Origin of the sequence: Agrobacterium sp. B1(2019) (genome assembly GCF_008274755.1) — a bacterium.
In the GTDB taxonomy this organism is placed as follows: Bacteria; Pseudomonadota; Alphaproteobacteria; order Rhizobiales; family Rhizobiaceae; genus Agrobacterium; species Agrobacterium salinitolerans.
Genome location: NZ_VTPB01000001.1, coordinates 660,671 through 677,325, shown reverse-complemented (window position 1 = coordinate 677,325; position 16,655 = coordinate 660,671). Strand labels below are relative to the sequence as shown.

General features: G+C 55.3%; 12 protein-coding genes. 2 read left to right on the top strand and 10 right to left on the bottom strand.

The window, feature by feature from the left end:
• Nucleotides 1-52 precede the first annotated feature (52 nt).
• A protein-coding gene (locus AGR1_RS03245; protein ID WP_246666603.1) for an IS5 family transposase occupies nucleotides 53-831 on the top strand; the annotation gives its coding sequence in 2 pieces (ribosomal slippage) (nucleotides 53-379 and nucleotides 382-831; 777 coding nt in all).
• On the opposite strand, the gene AGR1_RS03240 is transcribed toward AGR1_RS03245, so the two are convergent.
• From AGR1_RS03240 to AGR1_RS03205, 8 genes are all read right to left on the bottom strand, one after another.
• Nucleotides 828-2,147, bottom strand: a complete 1,320-nt coding sequence (locus AGR1_RS03240) for a DUF4365 domain-containing protein (RefSeq protein ID WP_149146163.1) — start codon at nucleotides 2,145-2,147, stop codon at nucleotides 828-830. The two genes, AGR1_RS03245 and AGR1_RS03240, sit on opposite strands and share 4 nt — an antisense overlap.
• A gap of 912 nt (nucleotides 2,148-3,059) precedes the next feature.
• Nucleotides 3,060-3,821 (bottom strand): SDR family oxidoreductase, encoded by a 762-nt coding sequence (locus AGR1_RS03235; RefSeq protein ID WP_149146162.1) that lies wholly within the window; start codon nucleotides 3,819-3,821, stop codon nucleotides 3,060-3,062.
• A 60-nt stretch (nucleotides 3,822-3,881) separates the two neighbouring features.
• Nucleotides 3,882-4,361, bottom strand: coding sequence for a carboxymuconolactone decarboxylase family protein (locus AGR1_RS03230; RefSeq protein WP_149146161.1), 480 nt, complete (start codon nucleotides 4,359-4,361; stop codon nucleotides 3,882-3,884).
• Nucleotides 4,362-4,982: 621 nt separating this feature from the next.
• Nucleotides 4,983-5,762, bottom strand: coding sequence for a hypothetical protein (locus tag AGR1_RS03225; protein WP_149146160.1), 780 nt, complete (start codon nucleotides 5,760-5,762; stop codon nucleotides 4,983-4,985).
• Nucleotides 5,763-5,962: 200 nt separating this feature from the next.
• Nucleotides 5,963-6,631, bottom strand: a complete 669-nt coding sequence (locus AGR1_RS03220; protein WP_149146159.1) for a response regulator — start codon at nucleotides 6,629-6,631, stop codon at nucleotides 5,963-5,965.
• Between the two features lie 256 nt (nucleotides 6,632-6,887).
• On the bottom strand, nucleotides 6,888-7,658 hold the full coding sequence (locus AGR1_RS03215; protein ID WP_246669624.1) for a hypothetical protein: 771 nt from the start codon (nucleotides 7,656-7,658) through the stop codon (nucleotides 6,888-6,890).
• 598 nt (nucleotides 7,659-8,256) lie between these two features.
• The gene (locus tag AGR1_RS03210; RefSeq protein WP_149146158.1) at nucleotides 8,257-8,700 is read right to left on the bottom strand and encodes a hypothetical protein; all 444 of its coding nucleotides are present in this window, start codon (nucleotides 8,698-8,700) and stop codon (nucleotides 8,257-8,259) included.
• Nucleotides 8,701-9,104: 404 nt separating this feature from the next.
• Nucleotides 9,105-10,318, bottom strand: a protein-coding gene (locus AGR1_RS03205; RefSeq protein ID WP_149146157.1) for an IS3 family transposase whose coding sequence is annotated in 2 segments (ribosomal slippage) — nucleotides 9,105-9,982 and nucleotides 9,982-10,318 — 1,215 coding nt in all. Because the reading frame shifts where the segments join, the coding sequence is not laid out codon by codon here.
• A gap of 230 nt (nucleotides 10,319-10,548) precedes the next feature.
• On the opposite strand from AGR1_RS03205, the gene AGR1_RS03200 reads away from it, so the two are divergent.
• The gene (locus tag AGR1_RS03200; RefSeq protein ID WP_187772031.1) at nucleotides 10,549-13,347 is read left to right on the top strand and encodes a winged helix-turn-helix domain-containing protein; all 2,799 of its coding nucleotides are present in this window, start codon (nucleotides 10,549-10,551) and stop codon (nucleotides 13,345-13,347) included.
• Between the two features lie 426 nt (nucleotides 13,348-13,773).
• Here the strand turns inward: AGR1_RS03200 and AGR1_RS03195 are convergent, their stop codons facing one another.
• The gene (locus AGR1_RS03195) at nucleotides 13,774-15,540 is read right to left on the bottom strand and encodes a DHA2 family efflux MFS transporter permease subunit (RefSeq protein WP_246669623.1); all 1,767 of its coding nucleotides are present in this window, start codon (nucleotides 15,538-15,540) and stop codon (nucleotides 13,774-13,776) included.
• Complete coding sequence (locus tag AGR1_RS03190) at nucleotides 15,537-16,583, bottom strand: HlyD family secretion protein (RefSeq protein ID WP_149146155.1); 1,047 nt, start codon at nucleotides 16,581-16,583, stop codon at nucleotides 15,537-15,539. Before AGR1_RS03190 ends, AGR1_RS03195 begins: the two co-directional genes overlap by 4 nt.
• Nucleotides 16,584-16,655: the final 72 nt, after the last annotated feature.

Below are 16,655 nucleotides of genomic sequence, written 5' to 3'. Positions count from 1 at the left end.
TAAACGGGGTTCATGTGGCGAGCGGATTATGATTCACTCCCCTTGAAGGGAGATCGTCATGCGCCGTCACGAACTGAGCGACGAAGAATGGGCCGTCATCGAGCCGCTGCTTCCCACCAAGAGCCGTGGAGTGAAACGCGTTGATGACCGCCGGGTGATCAATGGTATCCTTTGGCGGTTTAGGACGGGTTCGTCCTGGCGCGATGTGCCCGAGCGCTATGGCCCGCGAACGACGCTCTACAATCGCTTCTCTCGCTGGCGAAAGGCAGGTGTCTGGGATCAACTTCTTGATGCCGTGTCAAAGCGTTATGCGGGTGACATCGTGATGATCGACAGCTCGTGCGTTCGCGTTCACCAGCACGGTGCCAACGCTAAAAAGGGGGCTCTGCCGATCCTTGCATGGGACGTTCCCGTGGCGGCCTGACCACCAAAATCCATGCGCTCGTGGATGCCGATGGGCGGCCTGTTCGTATGGAGCTGACCGCAGGTCAGGCTGCCGACGCTCCCATGGCGGAAAAGTTGCTGAGCGGATTGCGGCCCGGTGCGACGCTTCTTGCGGACAAGGCTTATGACACCGACGCGATCCGTCGCTTTGCCAAGCAACGGAAATGCTGGGCAAACATTCCCGCCAAGGCCAACCGCAAACAGACCTTCAGCTTCAGCCGCTGGGTCTATCGTCAGCGCAACCACGTCGAGCGTTTTTTCAATCGTATCAAACAGATGCGCGGACTTGCCACAAGATATGACCGCCGGGCCGACAACTATCTGGCAGCACTCAAGCTCGCAGCAATAAGGATATGGATTGCATCATTTAACGAGTCCGCGCCCTAAATTTCGAAGACACCTTGCAGCCCCTCCTCTCCGGCCGATTTGGCTTTAGTACGCCATACATCTTCGGGGACACGTGTCGGGAGCTGAACCATTGGGGGCTCTCCGAAGGTCAACCACGGTTCGCCGGATGGAGCGGCAAAGAGGTCCGTAGCTTTGGATTCGATACTCTGCAGGAAGCGGTGCCACATGATGACCTGGCCGCGGATGGCGCTGCTATTGTCCAAGCGCTTCTTTCCAGACAGCAAGGCATCGGGCGCGGTGTGGGGGGTTACGCCGTCATAGGTAAAGAAGTACGTTGGCTCGATCACAAGATACCACTCGTCGAAAAGGCTCTCAAACCGAGGAATGAACGCGTGGTGACGGACAAACGATACCCGCTCCGGCTTGTCTCTATCCATGACGACGTTGACAACCTCCGCCTCGGTATTCTTCTTCGAGGCCCGATACTTGAATACGCGACCGGTGTTCTTGGCTCGTGCTGTAAAATAGTGAAGTCCCTTCTCCTTGCTCCAAGAGAGGTTGCCGCGCACCTGATGACTAAGGGTCTGACGCAATAGGAACGCGAAGTTGTTCCGTTCGTTTTCGTCCTCGTGAAAGGCCAGGTGCTCGACCTCAATGGCTTCGACCTGATCAAGGTCTACGAACTTCCGGCAGACGCTCATCCGTGGATCGTGGAACGACCAGAACACGCCTCCCTTGGTAGCCCAGTCGAACCGCGCCGGTTCGTCGTCACCGAGGATGATGGCGCTCGCCTGCTTTCGATCATACTTGGTAGTGGCAACGTACATCTCTCGGGGCAGCGTGACCGGAAGGATATTGACCAAAGCCTCTTCGCCGCCGCCCAGCGGGGGTATGTAATAGCCGAAACCGGTCTTCGGAACCGTCAACGACGCCAGTCGATCCACTGCGGAGGGTCCGAGCCTGTCCTCCGCCTTGTTGAATTTCAAACGCCTGTCCTGGAAGGCATCACCCGTCGGTACTTCCTTCCAGTAGAGGCTGCCGTCAGAAATTCGATGCAGGACGATGATGACCGGCAGATTGCTGGGACGCCAGTACTCGAGGTCTTCGGCCCGCAGAAGATAACTAAAGCCATGGTCGTCCTCACCGGAGTACATTCCGGACTCGGTCGTCTTTACCTGGACAGCGATCATTCCAGCAGTTGGCCTGCCTTCGAGCATTACTTCGGCGATCCCGTCTATGCCTGCTTCCAAGCGGGAGCGGCCATCAAACTGGAAGCCCATTTTGAGGAAGCACAACCTTGTGGCTGTCTCCCCGATCTCACCGCTGATCTGATTCTGCGTAATAGTCTTGGCCATCGTCTATGAGTACGATGCAGCTCCCAACCTGCCAACGGATATCGAATGACAATGCAATCATACCGACAACAATTCGCTTTTCCTCCACAAGTTTTACAGGCCACTAACACGGGCTTTAAAGTGCATGGCCCAGCGCTGGCGTAATGCCAAAAAAACGAACAGTTGCAGCCTATAGTGGTTCTCAATAGCTTAGCGGCACGCTCACCCCGAGAATACTTCATCCGAGATGTTTTTCAGAATTCTTCAAGGTCCTATTCCCGACAACCCAACCGATTGCGCTTACCTCATCGTGGACGGTTGGGACGATTGGTTCTCGTTTAGAACGATGTTCACAGTCCCGGTCATAGATGAGCTGGGTGTCAGACATCAGATAGGGTCTGTGAAGATCCGCCGGATGGGACTGCAACCCTCCCGAAACCTGCTCCCAGGCTTTCGTGCTCCCGAATTCCTACCTGAGTTCAACGAGCTTCCCGAAACTTATTTCTCTCTCGGACAGGGCGAGGACTACTATGAAAGCCTCAACAATCTGAGCGCGGCCCAGCGGCAATAAATGCTCGGGGTTTGCGAGATGTGGCCTACGATCTCGGCCGGTTCGCAAGGTTTCGGAACGAACCCTCGATGGTCACCTCCCTGCTGCGTACCGTGATGTCCGCGCTGGTCCCGAGTCTAAATCCGTGACCGCTCGAGAGGCATCCCATTAGGGATACAGGGGCTCTTTGAAACCTGGCGAGTTTGTGGGGGTGGCGATCTTTGATGCTCGAGACGACAACCCATACAAAGCTCCGCGTCCTGCAAGCAATGGGGCTACGCTGCTTCAGCGCACTGTGAATCGAAAGCGGCAACCCTGTATTCGGGCTGCCGCCTATCCGATTCCACGTGCTGCCGAAGCAGGGCGTTATATAGAAGTTTGACTTAGCGCGCCGGGGGTGGCGTTGCCGTTTTAACCCATTCGGAGAACAACGTCTTCCCGAGCCGTGCACCTTCCGATGGCATGAGAGTCTTGTCGTCAAGACGGACGCCGAAATAGGGAGTTTGGCTGTCGACAACGATCTCGCGGTTGTCGCCGATCTGACGCATGTACTTTTCAACCGCATCGGAGATACGGATCGGCTCAGGACCAGCTATTTCGGCCGTCCCATCGAGAGGCTTACCGAGAACGAAGTCAACAAGCGCGTCGGCGACGTCATCCGAGTAGATCGGCTGCATCATAGCAGGGGAGAGATGCACTTTATCGCCCTGAGCACCAGATTGAGCGATGCCGAACATGAACTCAAAAAACTGCGTGGAATGGACAATAGTGTAAGGAATGCTAGCTTCCTTGATGAGCTTTTCCTGGGCGAGCTTCGCACGAAAATATCCGCTACCCTGCAAGCGATCAGTTCCGACGACGGAAAGTGCCACGTGGTGCGTAACGCCAGCGGTAGCCTCTGCCGCCAGAAGATTACGACCGGAAGACTCGAAAAACTCCATGACTGCCTTGTCTTCGAAGGATGGAGAATTGGCCACGTCCACCACAATCTGAGCGCCAGCAAGAACTTCTGCCAGCCCCTCACCTGTGACGGTATTGACGCCTGAAGCAGGCGAAGCGGCGATGACATCATGCCCTTTTGCCTCCAGGCGCTGGACAAGCTTTGACCCGATTAGGCCCGTACCACCAATGACGACAATCTTCATTTTTGCTCTCCTTTAGATGATTATGACGGGTGCCGCACCGACGCCGATGCAGCACATTCCTTAGTTCAACTCAGCCTTGTCGAGACCGAGGGCTGTGTCGAATGATCCTGGTACGGTCATGAAGCCAGCGTTGACGCGGGTCCAGGCGTTGGCAGACATGACGACGAAGGTCAGGTCAGACAGCTCCTTTTCACTAAGCTGGGAGCGAACGCGCTCGTAGATGTCGTCCGGCACCCCAAGGTCAGGAAGCTTCGTTAGGATTTCTGCCCAGGCCAGCGAAGCGCGTTCGCGCGGAGAGAAAAGCATCGACTCGCGCCACGATGCGAGGTGGTAGAGCCGGAGCTCCCGCTCGCCGTGGAGCTTGGCCTGCTTAATATGCATATCCAGGCAAAAGGTGCAGTTGTTAAGCTGCGCGACGCGTACGTTCACCAGATCCCGAATGGATTCCTCAACGACGTTGTCCTTTGTGGCAGTCACGAATTCCATGAACTTCTTCATGATATCCGGAGATTCTTTCGCGAAGTTGACGCGCTGTGTCATTGCGTTATTCCTGAGTTGGAAGTGAAGAACCGGTCGCCTGCATCGGGCTACCTTGAGCAACTCTAAGCGATCACCCATTGGGCGATAGATAAACGTAGGTTTAAGTGTTCAGGTGGGCGACAGCTACGATCAGGTGGAATGGCGTGCGGTAATCCGGGAATCCTGTTCAATGGTGACGGCGCACATGCGTTCGCCCGCATACTAGCGGGGACAAGGGTCACGCACTCGACGAGATCGATCGCCCCTAGCCCTATTGCCTGACACCAATCGAACACTTGGCTTCAAACGCGATGAACACGCGTTTGCTGGCTTGGCGAACAACAAAGCGAGCGCGAAACGCGCAAGAGCTGATGCCGACTCCTCACGTCTTCAGGCGTAAGGAAAAGTTGTGGTATAACCATCCGCTGTAAATCTCGTCCTGACTTGAGCGTCTTCGTTAACGAGAAGCCCTCGCAAATCGGCTGCCCGCAGCAGGTATTGATCGATAAGGATGCACTTTTGTTTCACCCTCTGATACCGGAAGTGCTCTTCCAGAGAGAGCTGCAATCGTTGCAGAAATAGGCTTCCCTACGGTGTCCAACGGAACTTCGAATTTCGCCATGTTACGATTTTACCGAGAACTTAAAAGAAAACCTTACGCTGCCTTAGCTCTTTGATTTCTTGTAATCGAGCTTGCCGCTCGTGTTTGTAATCGTACTCACTATCGATCGCGGCGACGAAACGTGACCCTTGGAAATACCAGTTTGGCCCATCCCCGTTGGCGCCAACCAAAAGGTCTCCGGCGACGTACTGGGGCACGCTATGGAATAAAAGCACCAGCGATGCCGCCAACCCTCTCGCCACAATAGCGTTCAATTCGTCGATTTCCTCGGGACTTTCCTTGCCGGAGGTTCGCCCCAAATCGATTGCCGCAATTCGCTGATTCAGTTGGGCAGGCGTCAGGTGCACGTAGCTAGATGTGAGGCCGTAAATGCGCCCGCACTCTTCAATGAATGGCATTCTTTCAGCTTCGGGCAGAAGGTATAGATTTAACTCACGATTTACGGAAATCCTTTGTGATTTCAATTCTGCATCGAACTTTTCAATTTTTTTCTTAATTGGAAGCTGGTACTCTTTTTGCTGTACGTAGCAAAGCTTGATGCTCGCTTCCAAAATAAAGCGAATTTCGCGCTTTGCGACGTTTAGCAGTCCTTCGGCACCCAAAGTCAGTAGCGAAATTGACGATTGAAGGAAATCCTGAACAAGATACGATAGTAGGTGGTTCTCCTTGTAGGACGGGTCTCTGGAGGTATCCATGTGAATGAAGCCAAGCCCCATGAGGTATGAGTTTATGATGACACCCGATTTCATCAATGGCTCACGCAATTGATCTGGCAATTCTTCTATACGTGTCTTTAACATCAATTGTTCTTAGTCAGCCGCGTTGTGGTTTTTGTATATTAGTAATCTTATTTTTAAGTTCGTTGGATGAACCCTAACTGGCACACGGAATCTGGGCCGTCGAGAAGCCGTAGCACAGCTCACCCGTTCTGTCCCTTTCAAGGTAGCTGACATAGGGGCTACTTTGCGTTGGCTGGCTGCCACAAAAGCGTCGGTTGGAGCTACGCCGCCCGAATGCGGGGAGGCTCCCCCGCGACCCGCTGCAACTGCTCGACACACCGTACCAGTGCGGCCAGAGAGCGGCATTGCATCTTCCTCATTACGCTCATCCGATGCAGCTTGACCGTCATTTCGCTGATACCGAGCTCGAATGCGACCTGTTTGTTCATTAAGCCGCTTACGACAGCGTGCATAACTTCTTTCTCTCTCGGCGTCAGCGAGTCAGCCAAGAGGCGGATCTTATCGAGTTCTTCATCTGCTTTGCGCCGCTCTGAGTCCAGCTGAATGGCATGCTCGACCGCTGTCAGAAGCTCCTGGTTGGCGAATGGTTTGGTGATGAAGTCACTAGCTCCCGCCTTCATCGCCTTGACGCTCGTGGGTACATCCGCATAGGCGGTGAGAAAAATAACTGGGAGCCTGCTGCCCATGGAGATAAGCTGACTTTGAAGGTCTAGGCCACTACCGCCCGGCATTCGCAGATCGACTACCACGCAGCCTGGTACTGTGGTGTCGGCTAGTTTGATGAATTCAGTCCCGCTCGCGAATCCAGATGCGCGTTTTTTCGTCACCATGAATAGGTCAAGCAACGCCTCCCGCATTTCCAGGTCGTCGTCAACAACGTATACGATAGGTTCGGCGGACATTTCTATTCCGGCCTGAGCGCTTTGCATCGTGTCCCCTCAATATCTGAAAAAGAACTCACGTTTTCGGGTCCCTTTCCCACGTTCATATTTCTATCCAGTCGCGTCCGCTTCACATCACGGATCTTCTCACGACCAGCGTTCTGTATCACAAATTCAAGCCATATGGGACCAAACCTTGGTTTAGGTTCCCAGCGTTCGCTAATGCGCCCCCCGAAAGTTTGAGGCGATTGAGAATTGGCTCACTGCTAACTCGCTGCCCGGACAGCAGCTCGGCACTTGCCGGTCAGGGGTGCATCTGATTTTCCAACGCGTTGCTGGGACCACCGGGTCCGTGCGGATGTTCCGAACTGTACGAGTGCGTTGTTTTTTGAATGTCACCGATGGCTTGGTCTCCGTCCATTCCATAAAACGCGAAATGAAGGCCCCAGTACGAAGCGCAGAAAACAACCAGCGCAGTGGTGAGACCGATCGGAATATTCACCAGCCTGCGCTTGAAGGATGTCATGAGATCCACGCCTGAACGCTGATCAGCCGACACTGCAATTAAGATTGCCATGATGAGCCCGTGACCGATGAGGTCCACCCGGCCGAATGGCCAGACCGCGGCTGTAAAGATTACGAGGAGCGCGATAGCAGAAAGTCTGCGGATCAATGGCGTCCAAAGCAGACCAAATCCCAGAGTGAACTCCGTCACTCCCGCCATTGGGATGAACACATCACGCGGCATCCCGAAAGTGAGGAATGGCTTCTCGACAACCAGCGGATAGAACCAGCTTGGGAAGGCAAACTTCTCCAGACTGGACCACATCAAAGCTATTGCCAGCCCCCAACGAAGCGCTTCAAAGCGGCGCGACCGAAGCTTTTCATTGCTCATTGGTTCGAGGATCAGGTATCCGGCTACGCCAAGCCCTAACGCAAGGTAGTCAAACAAATGAAAGAGTTCGTAATCACCTAGCGCGAAGATCCAGAGGGCAACAATACCGGCCCCAGCTATCGGCATGGTTGGGCGAAAGAAGATGCAGCGGCGATCACGAGCTGCAACCAGGAAACCCATTCCGCGGGAGTCTTCAGATCGGGTGTGAGATAGACGCCGCCAACGGCGAAAATTGCAACAAAGAATGCGGCAATGATCGACCTGATGTAGTCGTCTTGCCGCCTCCAAAGCGGGCCGGTGGCATAGTTGAGGGCCTGAATAATGCTGGCTCCCTATGAATTGAACTGCGTTCGATCACTCACGCTAGTATGAAGAATAACAATACAAGGCTGACGCCAACCCAAAACCAAAGGTCTTCCAAGGTGTGCGTAACGGGTTCGGGCGGAGCTCCCACAATGAAGGGGGCGAACCATTTCACATGAGCGGAGACCGAACTCGGGAGCAAAACGATAACAGCCGCGAACGGCATCGTGATCACAAGGCATCGCGATGTCTTGAACACGACTCTGCTTTCTTTTGGCTAGGACCACGCGTTGTCTGTTCCCGCCGAACATCCTGACCGCAACGACGTTGTGTTTGGCTGCCGATGGAATGGATTGGTGGGTAGGTCAATTAGTAACCGCATGGCCGATGACCCGGGCGAGCGGGTGCTCGCCGCGATCATCGGAACTGAGTGTCGACTAGAAGGCAGAGGGACACGCCCTCCCCCTCTGCGATCTTATGAAACGCCTGCTATCGCCATGTCCGCATTGGAGCTCGAGCGTTTAGCCTGAGCGAACGCCCACCACGTTGCTGCAATTCCGAACAACGCAGGCAAGCTGACTGCCGGAAAGTCGCGTATTATGACCGACGACGAGCAAATACCGACGGCCACTTCCCACAGATGGAAACATCCATGCGCAATGAGCCAGAGAGTGGCGGCGGCCCAGAGCTCTGTGCGCCGGTTAGGCTTGAACAATCCCACGGCGAAGGCCGCCGCGACGAAACCCTGGATGATGCCAATGTCCCGGATGAAATGCTGGTTAAACATTCCGGTATCGGTTACTCCCGGTACGAAAAAGTACCAGCTCTCCGGATCGTAAAGCATGTGAATGCAGAGCCATCCTGCCAAAAGGATATTGAACCATACCATGGCGTACACGCTGATTTTCACCGCTCTCATAGTCTATCTCCTGCCGTTGAATGATGGAAACGTAACACCGAGGTTCAAGCGACACCTCCCAAACCATGGTTTAGTACCCCGGGAGGTTTCCCTGTCATCGTGCAAACCAAGGACCTGATCGAGAAAATGCGAGCGGCGGGGATGCCCGGACCTCCCGTCTGGAGCGCAGATGGGGGCGGGTGATACTCAACCGAAACATTTTAGATGGGAAAACAGCGGGTTTATATTCCGAATCCCTGGAGGTTTATAGTCGGCAAATTGAACGCCCGCTCTATCACTCACCTTGTGACATACGAAATCTTCAAACCCAGAACTGCTGTTTCGCCTTCGACGATGGACCGAGACGAAACGCATAGAATTTCGGCAGGCCACTGGAGTGCACCCCGTTTGACCGGACAAGTCGGCTAGGTTGATTTAGCCCTGATGAACTGCCGAGGGGAAGCCATCTTGAGGGCAGAATGGGGATGGATTTCATTATAATCCTCGATCCATCCGTCGATGAGCCGGAGCGCTGTTTCGGCGTCCGGCAGAGGTGATATGCGCACGTAATCCCGTTTCAGGGTTTTGACGAATGCCTCCGACATGCCGTTCGACTGAGGGCTGGCGACCGGCGTGAAGCAAGGTGTGAGATTGAGTGCTTGTGCAAACAGCCTCGTGTCCCTCGCGGTGTAAGCAGAGCCATTGTCGGAGAGATGCTCGATAGCGTGCGGGGCTCGGGTTGCATGGAAGCGTTTCTCGACCGCCTCCAGCATCATGTCACGCACGTCCGAGCCGGAAATGCCTGCATTGGCAACCGCCGTCCAGGCGATGATCTCCCGGTCGAAAGCGTCGATGATGAAGGCGAGACGGATCACCTCGCCGTTCCAGCAAGTGAACTCCAGACCGTCGGAGCACCAGCGCAGATTGGAGCGCATGACCATGACCTTGCCGTCATGGATGCGGCCCTTGCGAACGGCCGTATGCTTCTCCAGCAACATGGCGTGGTTGCCCATGATGCGGTGAACCCGCTTGGCGTTAACGACGGGCTTATCGGCGGCTCGCCTTTCGCGATTGAGGAGCGCGGCGATCCGCCGATAGCCATAGGTTGGCCTTTGATCTACCAGTCTGCGGATGATGGGTAAAAGCTCTGCATCCTCGGCCTTATGATAGGAGCCGCGCGGCTTCGATCTGCCTTTCAGCCGCTCGATGAGGTTGGAACGGGATACGCCCAGCGTATCTGCGACGGCCTTCATCGCGAACCGTCCTTCGGCAACAAGATCGGCCGCGATATCCGTTTTTTTGAGTCCGCTTTGGAAAGGGCTTCGCGGAGGATTTCGAACTCCATCGTCTTGCGGCCAAGCATGCGCTCCAGCTCGCGGACGCGATCTTCCAGCTTCTTCACTTCCGAATTGCCGACCACCGGCTCGTCAGAATCCACAGCTGCAGCACCTCCCTCGCTCAAGAGCCTGCGCCACCGGTAAAGCAGATTGGGCGCGACGCCATGGCGGCGAGCGGTGGACGATACCGTCTCGCCTGGTTCGAAACTCTGCTCAATGATCGTCAGCTTTTGCTCGGTTGTCCACCGCCTGCGGCGCACATCACCCGTCAGCAATTCAACATGTCGATACTCGTTAGACATAAGCCTGTCCTCAAGCCTGTGCTTGAGCCTTTCTGCTTATGCCGACTGTCCGGTCGAAATGGGGTGCAGTTCAGCCACTAAAACGAAAGTTTGCGTCGTCCCTTCCGCATCGAAGGGCTAACTTTGCGGCACGTTGCCTACCCGACGGATGGCGGCGGCACCAATGGCCTGATCACACTTATGCCGACACTCCTCGCGTCGTGAGAGGCCGAAATCGTTTCGGAGATGCTATGTCTTACGAGTTCGGACCCTTTCGTTTGGTACCCACCGAGCGAACCCTGGAGAGGGACGGTTGCTCCGTAGCTATTGGTAGCAGAGCGTTTGATTTGCTCACTGCTCTTGTCGAGAACGGCGGCGCTGTTGTCAGCAAGAAAGACCTGCACGCGCGGGTTTGGCCGGATATGGTTGTGGACGAGGTCAGTCTGCGCGTTCACGTATCCGGTCTACGGAAACTGCTTGGAGAAGCGAGTGGCGGAAAGCAGTACATTACGAATGTTTCCGGACGGGGCTACGCTTTCTCAGTTCCCGTCCGTCGAGCACCTAGTGATGCGATTCCCCCAAGCATCTCACCCGACGGCGCGACATCCGTTCTTCCTCCTCTCCTTTCGCGTATGGTGGGACGCGAGCATCTAGTACAGGACATCTCGGAGCGGCTGCTACGGTGCCGCTTCTTAAGCCTCATTGGACCGGGCGGCATTGGGAAGACGACCGTTGCGGTGGCGACAGCTCACGCGGCCCAAGCCGAATTCTCCCACGGTGTGGTCTTTGCGGATCTTACTACGATCGTGGATGGTGACTTGGTCGCATCCGCTATCGCCAATCTTCTGGGAGTTCCCGTAGCTTCCCGTGACCCAACCGCAGATATCACCTCTGCCGTTCGGCAGAAACGTCTTCTGTTGGTCCTCGATAACTGCGAGCACATCATTGATGCAGTCGCCCGTTTCGCTGAACACGTTTTCCTCAAATGCCCGGACGTCTATCTCCTGACAACTAGCCGGGAGACTTTGAGAGTAGAAGGGGAGCATGTGTTCGTCGTTCCGCCGCTCGAAGCACCACCCGAAGGACATCCTTTAAGCCCGGAAGAAATGCTGACCTTTCCAGCAGTTCGGCTGTTCGTAGACCGAACTTACGCCAGCGGCGGGAGCCTCGAACTGACCGCAGAGGAAATTTCTGTGGCAGCCAGTATCTGCCGTCGCCTAGAAGGAGTTGCTTTAGCCATCGAGCTTGTCGCGGGACGCGCAGGCGTCCACGGTCTACTACAAATGCCGGACCTGCTTGACTATCGATTCGGACTCTACTGGCAAGGCCGCCGCACGGCGTTACCGCGTCATCAGACCATGGCGGCCCTCCACGACTGGAGTTACAATCTTTTAAGCGACCGGGAAAAGCTAGGTTTCAGAAGACTTGGCTGGATAATCGGCGAGTTCAGTATTGACGCCGCCATGGCCATCTGCGGCTTCGACGATATCGCGGAAGCCTCACTTGTGATTGAAGGACTCGCCGATAGGTTCCTACTCTCACGGTTCTTTAGCCAAGATGGGGGCCGTACTTACAGGATGTCGGAAACCGCCAGGGCATATGCCCTAGAGAAGCTGCAGCGGTCACAGGCAAATGAATTGCGAGAAACAGCTCTCGGGCACGCGAGGTATTACTTGCGCCTGTTGGAGGATGCCATCGGCAACGCCGATACGTTTCGTCTAACCGGAACCCTGGCTTCACATCGGAAAGCTCTTCCAAACATAAGACTAGCGCTGCGTTGGTGCTACGACGACGAGGCGAGCGTCCAGACTGGAGCTCGCCTCGCCGCAGCGAGTGCACCTGTTCTCCTGGAGCTCTCCCTTCTCGATGAGTGTCATAGATGGACCGCACTCGCACTGGACCGACTCCCGGCAGAAATGGCGGGGTCCGTTGAAGAGGCCCGCCTCCAGCAAGCGCTTGCCGTCTCCGGAATCATCGTCCGAAACGGCAATAGCAACGTTTCCGGAGCATTCTCCAAGGCCATTGCTATAGCGGAGCGGATAGCGAACGAACGGATGCGGCTTGACATCCTTGCTGGTCTCAACATCTACGAGATGCGCGCCGGGAATTGCTACAAAGGCCTTGATATCGCGCTAGAGAGCCAGCGGATCGCGAGCGTCAAGGACCCGGAGGCCCGTGATCTTGTCCAATGGATGCTTGGGGTAGCTTTCTCCTATTCCGGTCATCTGGAACGGGCCTCAGAGCATCTCGACGCGAGTTGTTCCGACTTGCGGTCTGAGCCAGTGAGATTCAATCTCTGCGTCTTCACCCAGCGCATTCGGGCTTACGTCCAGTTCGGCCGCGTGCTTTGCCTGCAGGGCCAAGGAAGAGCGGCTAGACGCTACGCTTTGAAGGCGGTTGAAGATGCGTCGGCGTACGGCCACCCCATTCCTCATTGCATTGCCCTTGCGTACGCTGCCTCCACCCTCATCTGGCTTGGGGACTGGAATGATGCGGCGAACTTGGTGATGAGATTACGCACCATCGCTGGAGAAAATTCCTTAGCGGCCTTCAGCGCTGTTAGCAAAGGCTTGGAGGGAGAACTGGCCGTTCGAAAAGGGGGGGCCGACGTCGGTGTTCCATTGCTTGAAGAGGCGCTCGATATCATGACGTCCGAAAACCACCACCACATGATCGTCAGCTTCCTTGCCGCGCTCGCCGAAGGTTTGGCGCGAACGGATCGATATGATCGGGGCAGAGACACACTTATGAAGGCATTTCGCGTGGCTGAGGCTAGCGGCGAAAAATTCCAGCTCGCAGAGATGTGTCGGCTACAGGCAGTGCTAACTCTCCAAAGTGAGGGCCAGTCAGTTGAAGAAGCACGGAAGCATTTGGACAGGGCATGGGATCTCGCTTGTGAACACGGAGCCCTGGCGTTCCAACTGAGGGTTGCGCTTACGGCGCGACACTACCCGCAACTCTTGGGGGACAGCATCCCGAATGTCGAACAGGTTTTGGCGCGTTTCGCATCCGACGAAGACAGCCACGATATCCGATTGGCGAAAACGTAGAGCCGCCATGCTGCGCCGAAGTCCGCAGCAGCACATAATATCTCGAGTGTTTGGCCACCCCGGGGCGATCTGCTGTGGCGTCGGCAAACGCGTCGAGGCTCCTCAGCAAGTCCGCGGCTCTGATTTGCGACCTTGAGCCGCAGACGAAGTTCGATTTCTTGAATAAACTGCTCTCAGTTCGGACGGGTTACACCTTCGTAGTAGTCTCTGTGATCGACCGTAGCTTGATCACCTTCGGCGACTTGGAAGCTCGACACAGATCCGGTGCTATCGCGGCTGATTGCTGTTTCCATCCGCTGCTAGGAGGTACCTTCGTAGTAGTCGCCTTCTGCAAACGACACGGCGGAGAATAGCGGCGTTGCAACGACGGTGGCGATGACAGCTGCAGTTACTCTAGTCATATTAGACTCCTTCCATAATTCGCCGCTAGCGATCCCCAGTTCGACTTGCAGTGGTAAGGTCTCGTACGGAATGATCCGTCGAGATTTCAGAGCGACCTCGAACTGAAACGGAGCGACCGCTGGACGCGGGTCGTGTCTGTAGTTTTTCGAGGCTCAGGCAGGTGCCTTCTTCGACATGATCGGAGAATTTACGCGAACCAGGATTGAGAACTTTGCCTATGACGATCTTGGACGTAATCAGAACTGGAGCTGCAACAACGAAGAACAGTGCGACAGCAAGGAACGCCGTGTCGAAGGCAACTATGCTCGCCTGTCTTGTAACCTCTCTCCCAAGAGTTTGAACGGCAGCTTCAGCGGCCGCACTCGCGTCCAATCCGCGCGAGGTGAAGCTGTTCGTCAAAAGCGCGATACGATCTGAGACGGCAACGCGGCCTGGGACGATGTAGGTTACGAGAACGATCTTATTCAAGGCCGTTTGATGATCAAGCAGAGTCTGCAAGGCAGCGACGCCCAAGAGGCCGCCCGTTTGGCGACCGACATTGAAGAAACCCACGCCGTACGCCATTTGCTGCTCCTCAAGATCAGGGAGTGTGATCAGCGTGATTGACAAGAACAGGAAACCAAGTGCTAGGCCCCGCAGGAGGATAGCTGGCATCAAGTCGGGAAAGCCGCTGTCACCGTTAACCCCCGAAAGCATACACATAGCTGCGATGAAGCAAAGGATGCCGAACGGTACGGTTACGATTGGAGGAAGCCCACGCCGCTGCACCAGAAACGTGGTCAAAAGCAGCGTTGCAATAAACATGAGTGTGCTTGGAAGCAGAAGGATCCCCGCTTCCGTGGGCGTCATCCCGATGATTGAGACGGCAAAGGTCGGTATAAGATAGGCGCTGCCAAAGAGCGCGAACCCTGCTGCGAAGCTTGCGATGAACCCGAACGCAAATCCGCTATTCCGAAAAATTGTGAGATCAAGAACCGTGTCAAACTTCTTCGTATTGAACTGGTAGGCCAGGAACAGGAGCAACGCGAAGCTACCAGCAATCAGCAGATGCGCGATCATCGGCTCTTCAAACCAATCCCATCGACTTCCCTGATTTAAAACGTACGTGAGGCAAAATGCAGCTCCGGTAAACAAGACCGCTCCAAGCCAGTCAAACTTCCCTACGCTAGTCCGTTCATCCAGGCTTTCCTTGGTAAAGGCAAGGAGGATCAGGGCTCCCATGCCGATCGGCACGATGCATAGGAAGATCCACGACCAGGACAAGCTGTCGACCAACCATCCTTGCATGTACGGAGTAAGGGTAGCAGGCGCGACAACTGCGCCGATAGCAAAAATGCACTGTACAATAGGTTGATGTGAACGGGGAAACATCAGGAAGAGCATTGTCTGTCCGCTCACTAGCAACATCCCTCCCGCTGCGCCTTGAAGCAGGCGTAGTACAGTGAGAACGTTCAGATCTGAAGTTATGGCAGCCGCACCACAGACGACGGTCATGGTACCTGTCGCGGCGCGAAGGCAGCCTAGTGGCGAAAAACGTGACATGAACCAAGGCGCGAGAATATAGGCTACAAGCTTGGCGGCCGTGTATCCGACGTCCAAACGGGCCAACTCATCGGATGTCGCATACGTATCGCCGATGATGTCGAGGCGGGCTGTAGACAAAACAGTACCAGCAACTGCTTCCATCAGCGCGGCAAGCACAACACCAGCAACAAAGAGTATGGCAGGCGCAGTGTTGCGGGAGTCTTGTAAGGTAGCGACAAGGCGCGGATTGATTACCTGCACGGTCACAATGCGCCCTCCCCTCCGGAGGTTTTGATCGCTACTCGAGCAGACAAACCAGGGACGAGATGAACGTGAGAAGGAATCTCAGTGAGTGTGATCTTTACCGGCACTCGCTGTACGACACGAACGAAATTGCCCGTCGCATTGTCAGCTGGGATCAGACTGAAGGCCGCGCCGCTGCCCGGTGCAAGACTATCAACGACGCCAAGCACTTCCGCATGGGGATAACCGTCAACAGAAACACGTACCGGCTGCCCAACGCGAATATCCTCAAGCTGAGTCTCTTTGTAATTGGCGACGATCCAGACGTTGTGGACAGGGACAATATCGAGCACGGGGGCACCCGTGTTCACTAGCCGACCGACCCGGATTTGACGGTTGCCAACGACACCGTTTACTGGCGCGCGCACGGTGGTATTGTCTAGATCAATCTGCGCCAAAGTACGTGCAGCCTCAGCTTGAGACAGCGCTGCTCGGGCAGCGTCTTCTTGAGCAGCCAGAACGTCTAGTTTCCTTTGCTGAGCCTGAATGGCGGCTTTCGCCGCGCTAACGGAGGCTTCAGCCTGTGCTATTCCTGCTTCGCTCTCCTCGAATTTTGCCTGGCTGACGGTGCTGGTGCGTACTAGCGACTGGTTGCGGTCGAAGTTTTGCATTGCCAGCGTCTGGGTGGCGATCGCAGACCTGAGTTGCGCTTCACCTTGCGCGATAACTGCTTTCTGGAGGCGTGCCTCTGCTTCAAGATTCAGCAGGGCGGCACGGGCAGAAGCGATATTGGCCTCTGCTTGCGCAAGTCGAGCCTTGTAATCCTTGTCGTCGATCTGAAAAAGAACGTCCCCTGCCTCGACCGTCGCGTTATCCGCCACACTCACCTTGAGCACGTACCCTGTAACTTTGGCGGCCACCGACGTTATCTCGGTACGTACGTACGCATTGTCAGTTGCCTCTTCAAAGCGGCCCGTCGTCAGCCAGTGCCATCCCCATGACCAGGCAAGCGCTACGACGAGGGCAGCTAAAGCCGATAGAATTCCAACTTTTATAACGCTTCGCATTGTGAGGATTCCATTTGGTACTGATCATTACCATTGACAAATACGGTAACGTACCGTACCAGTCAAGAGGTT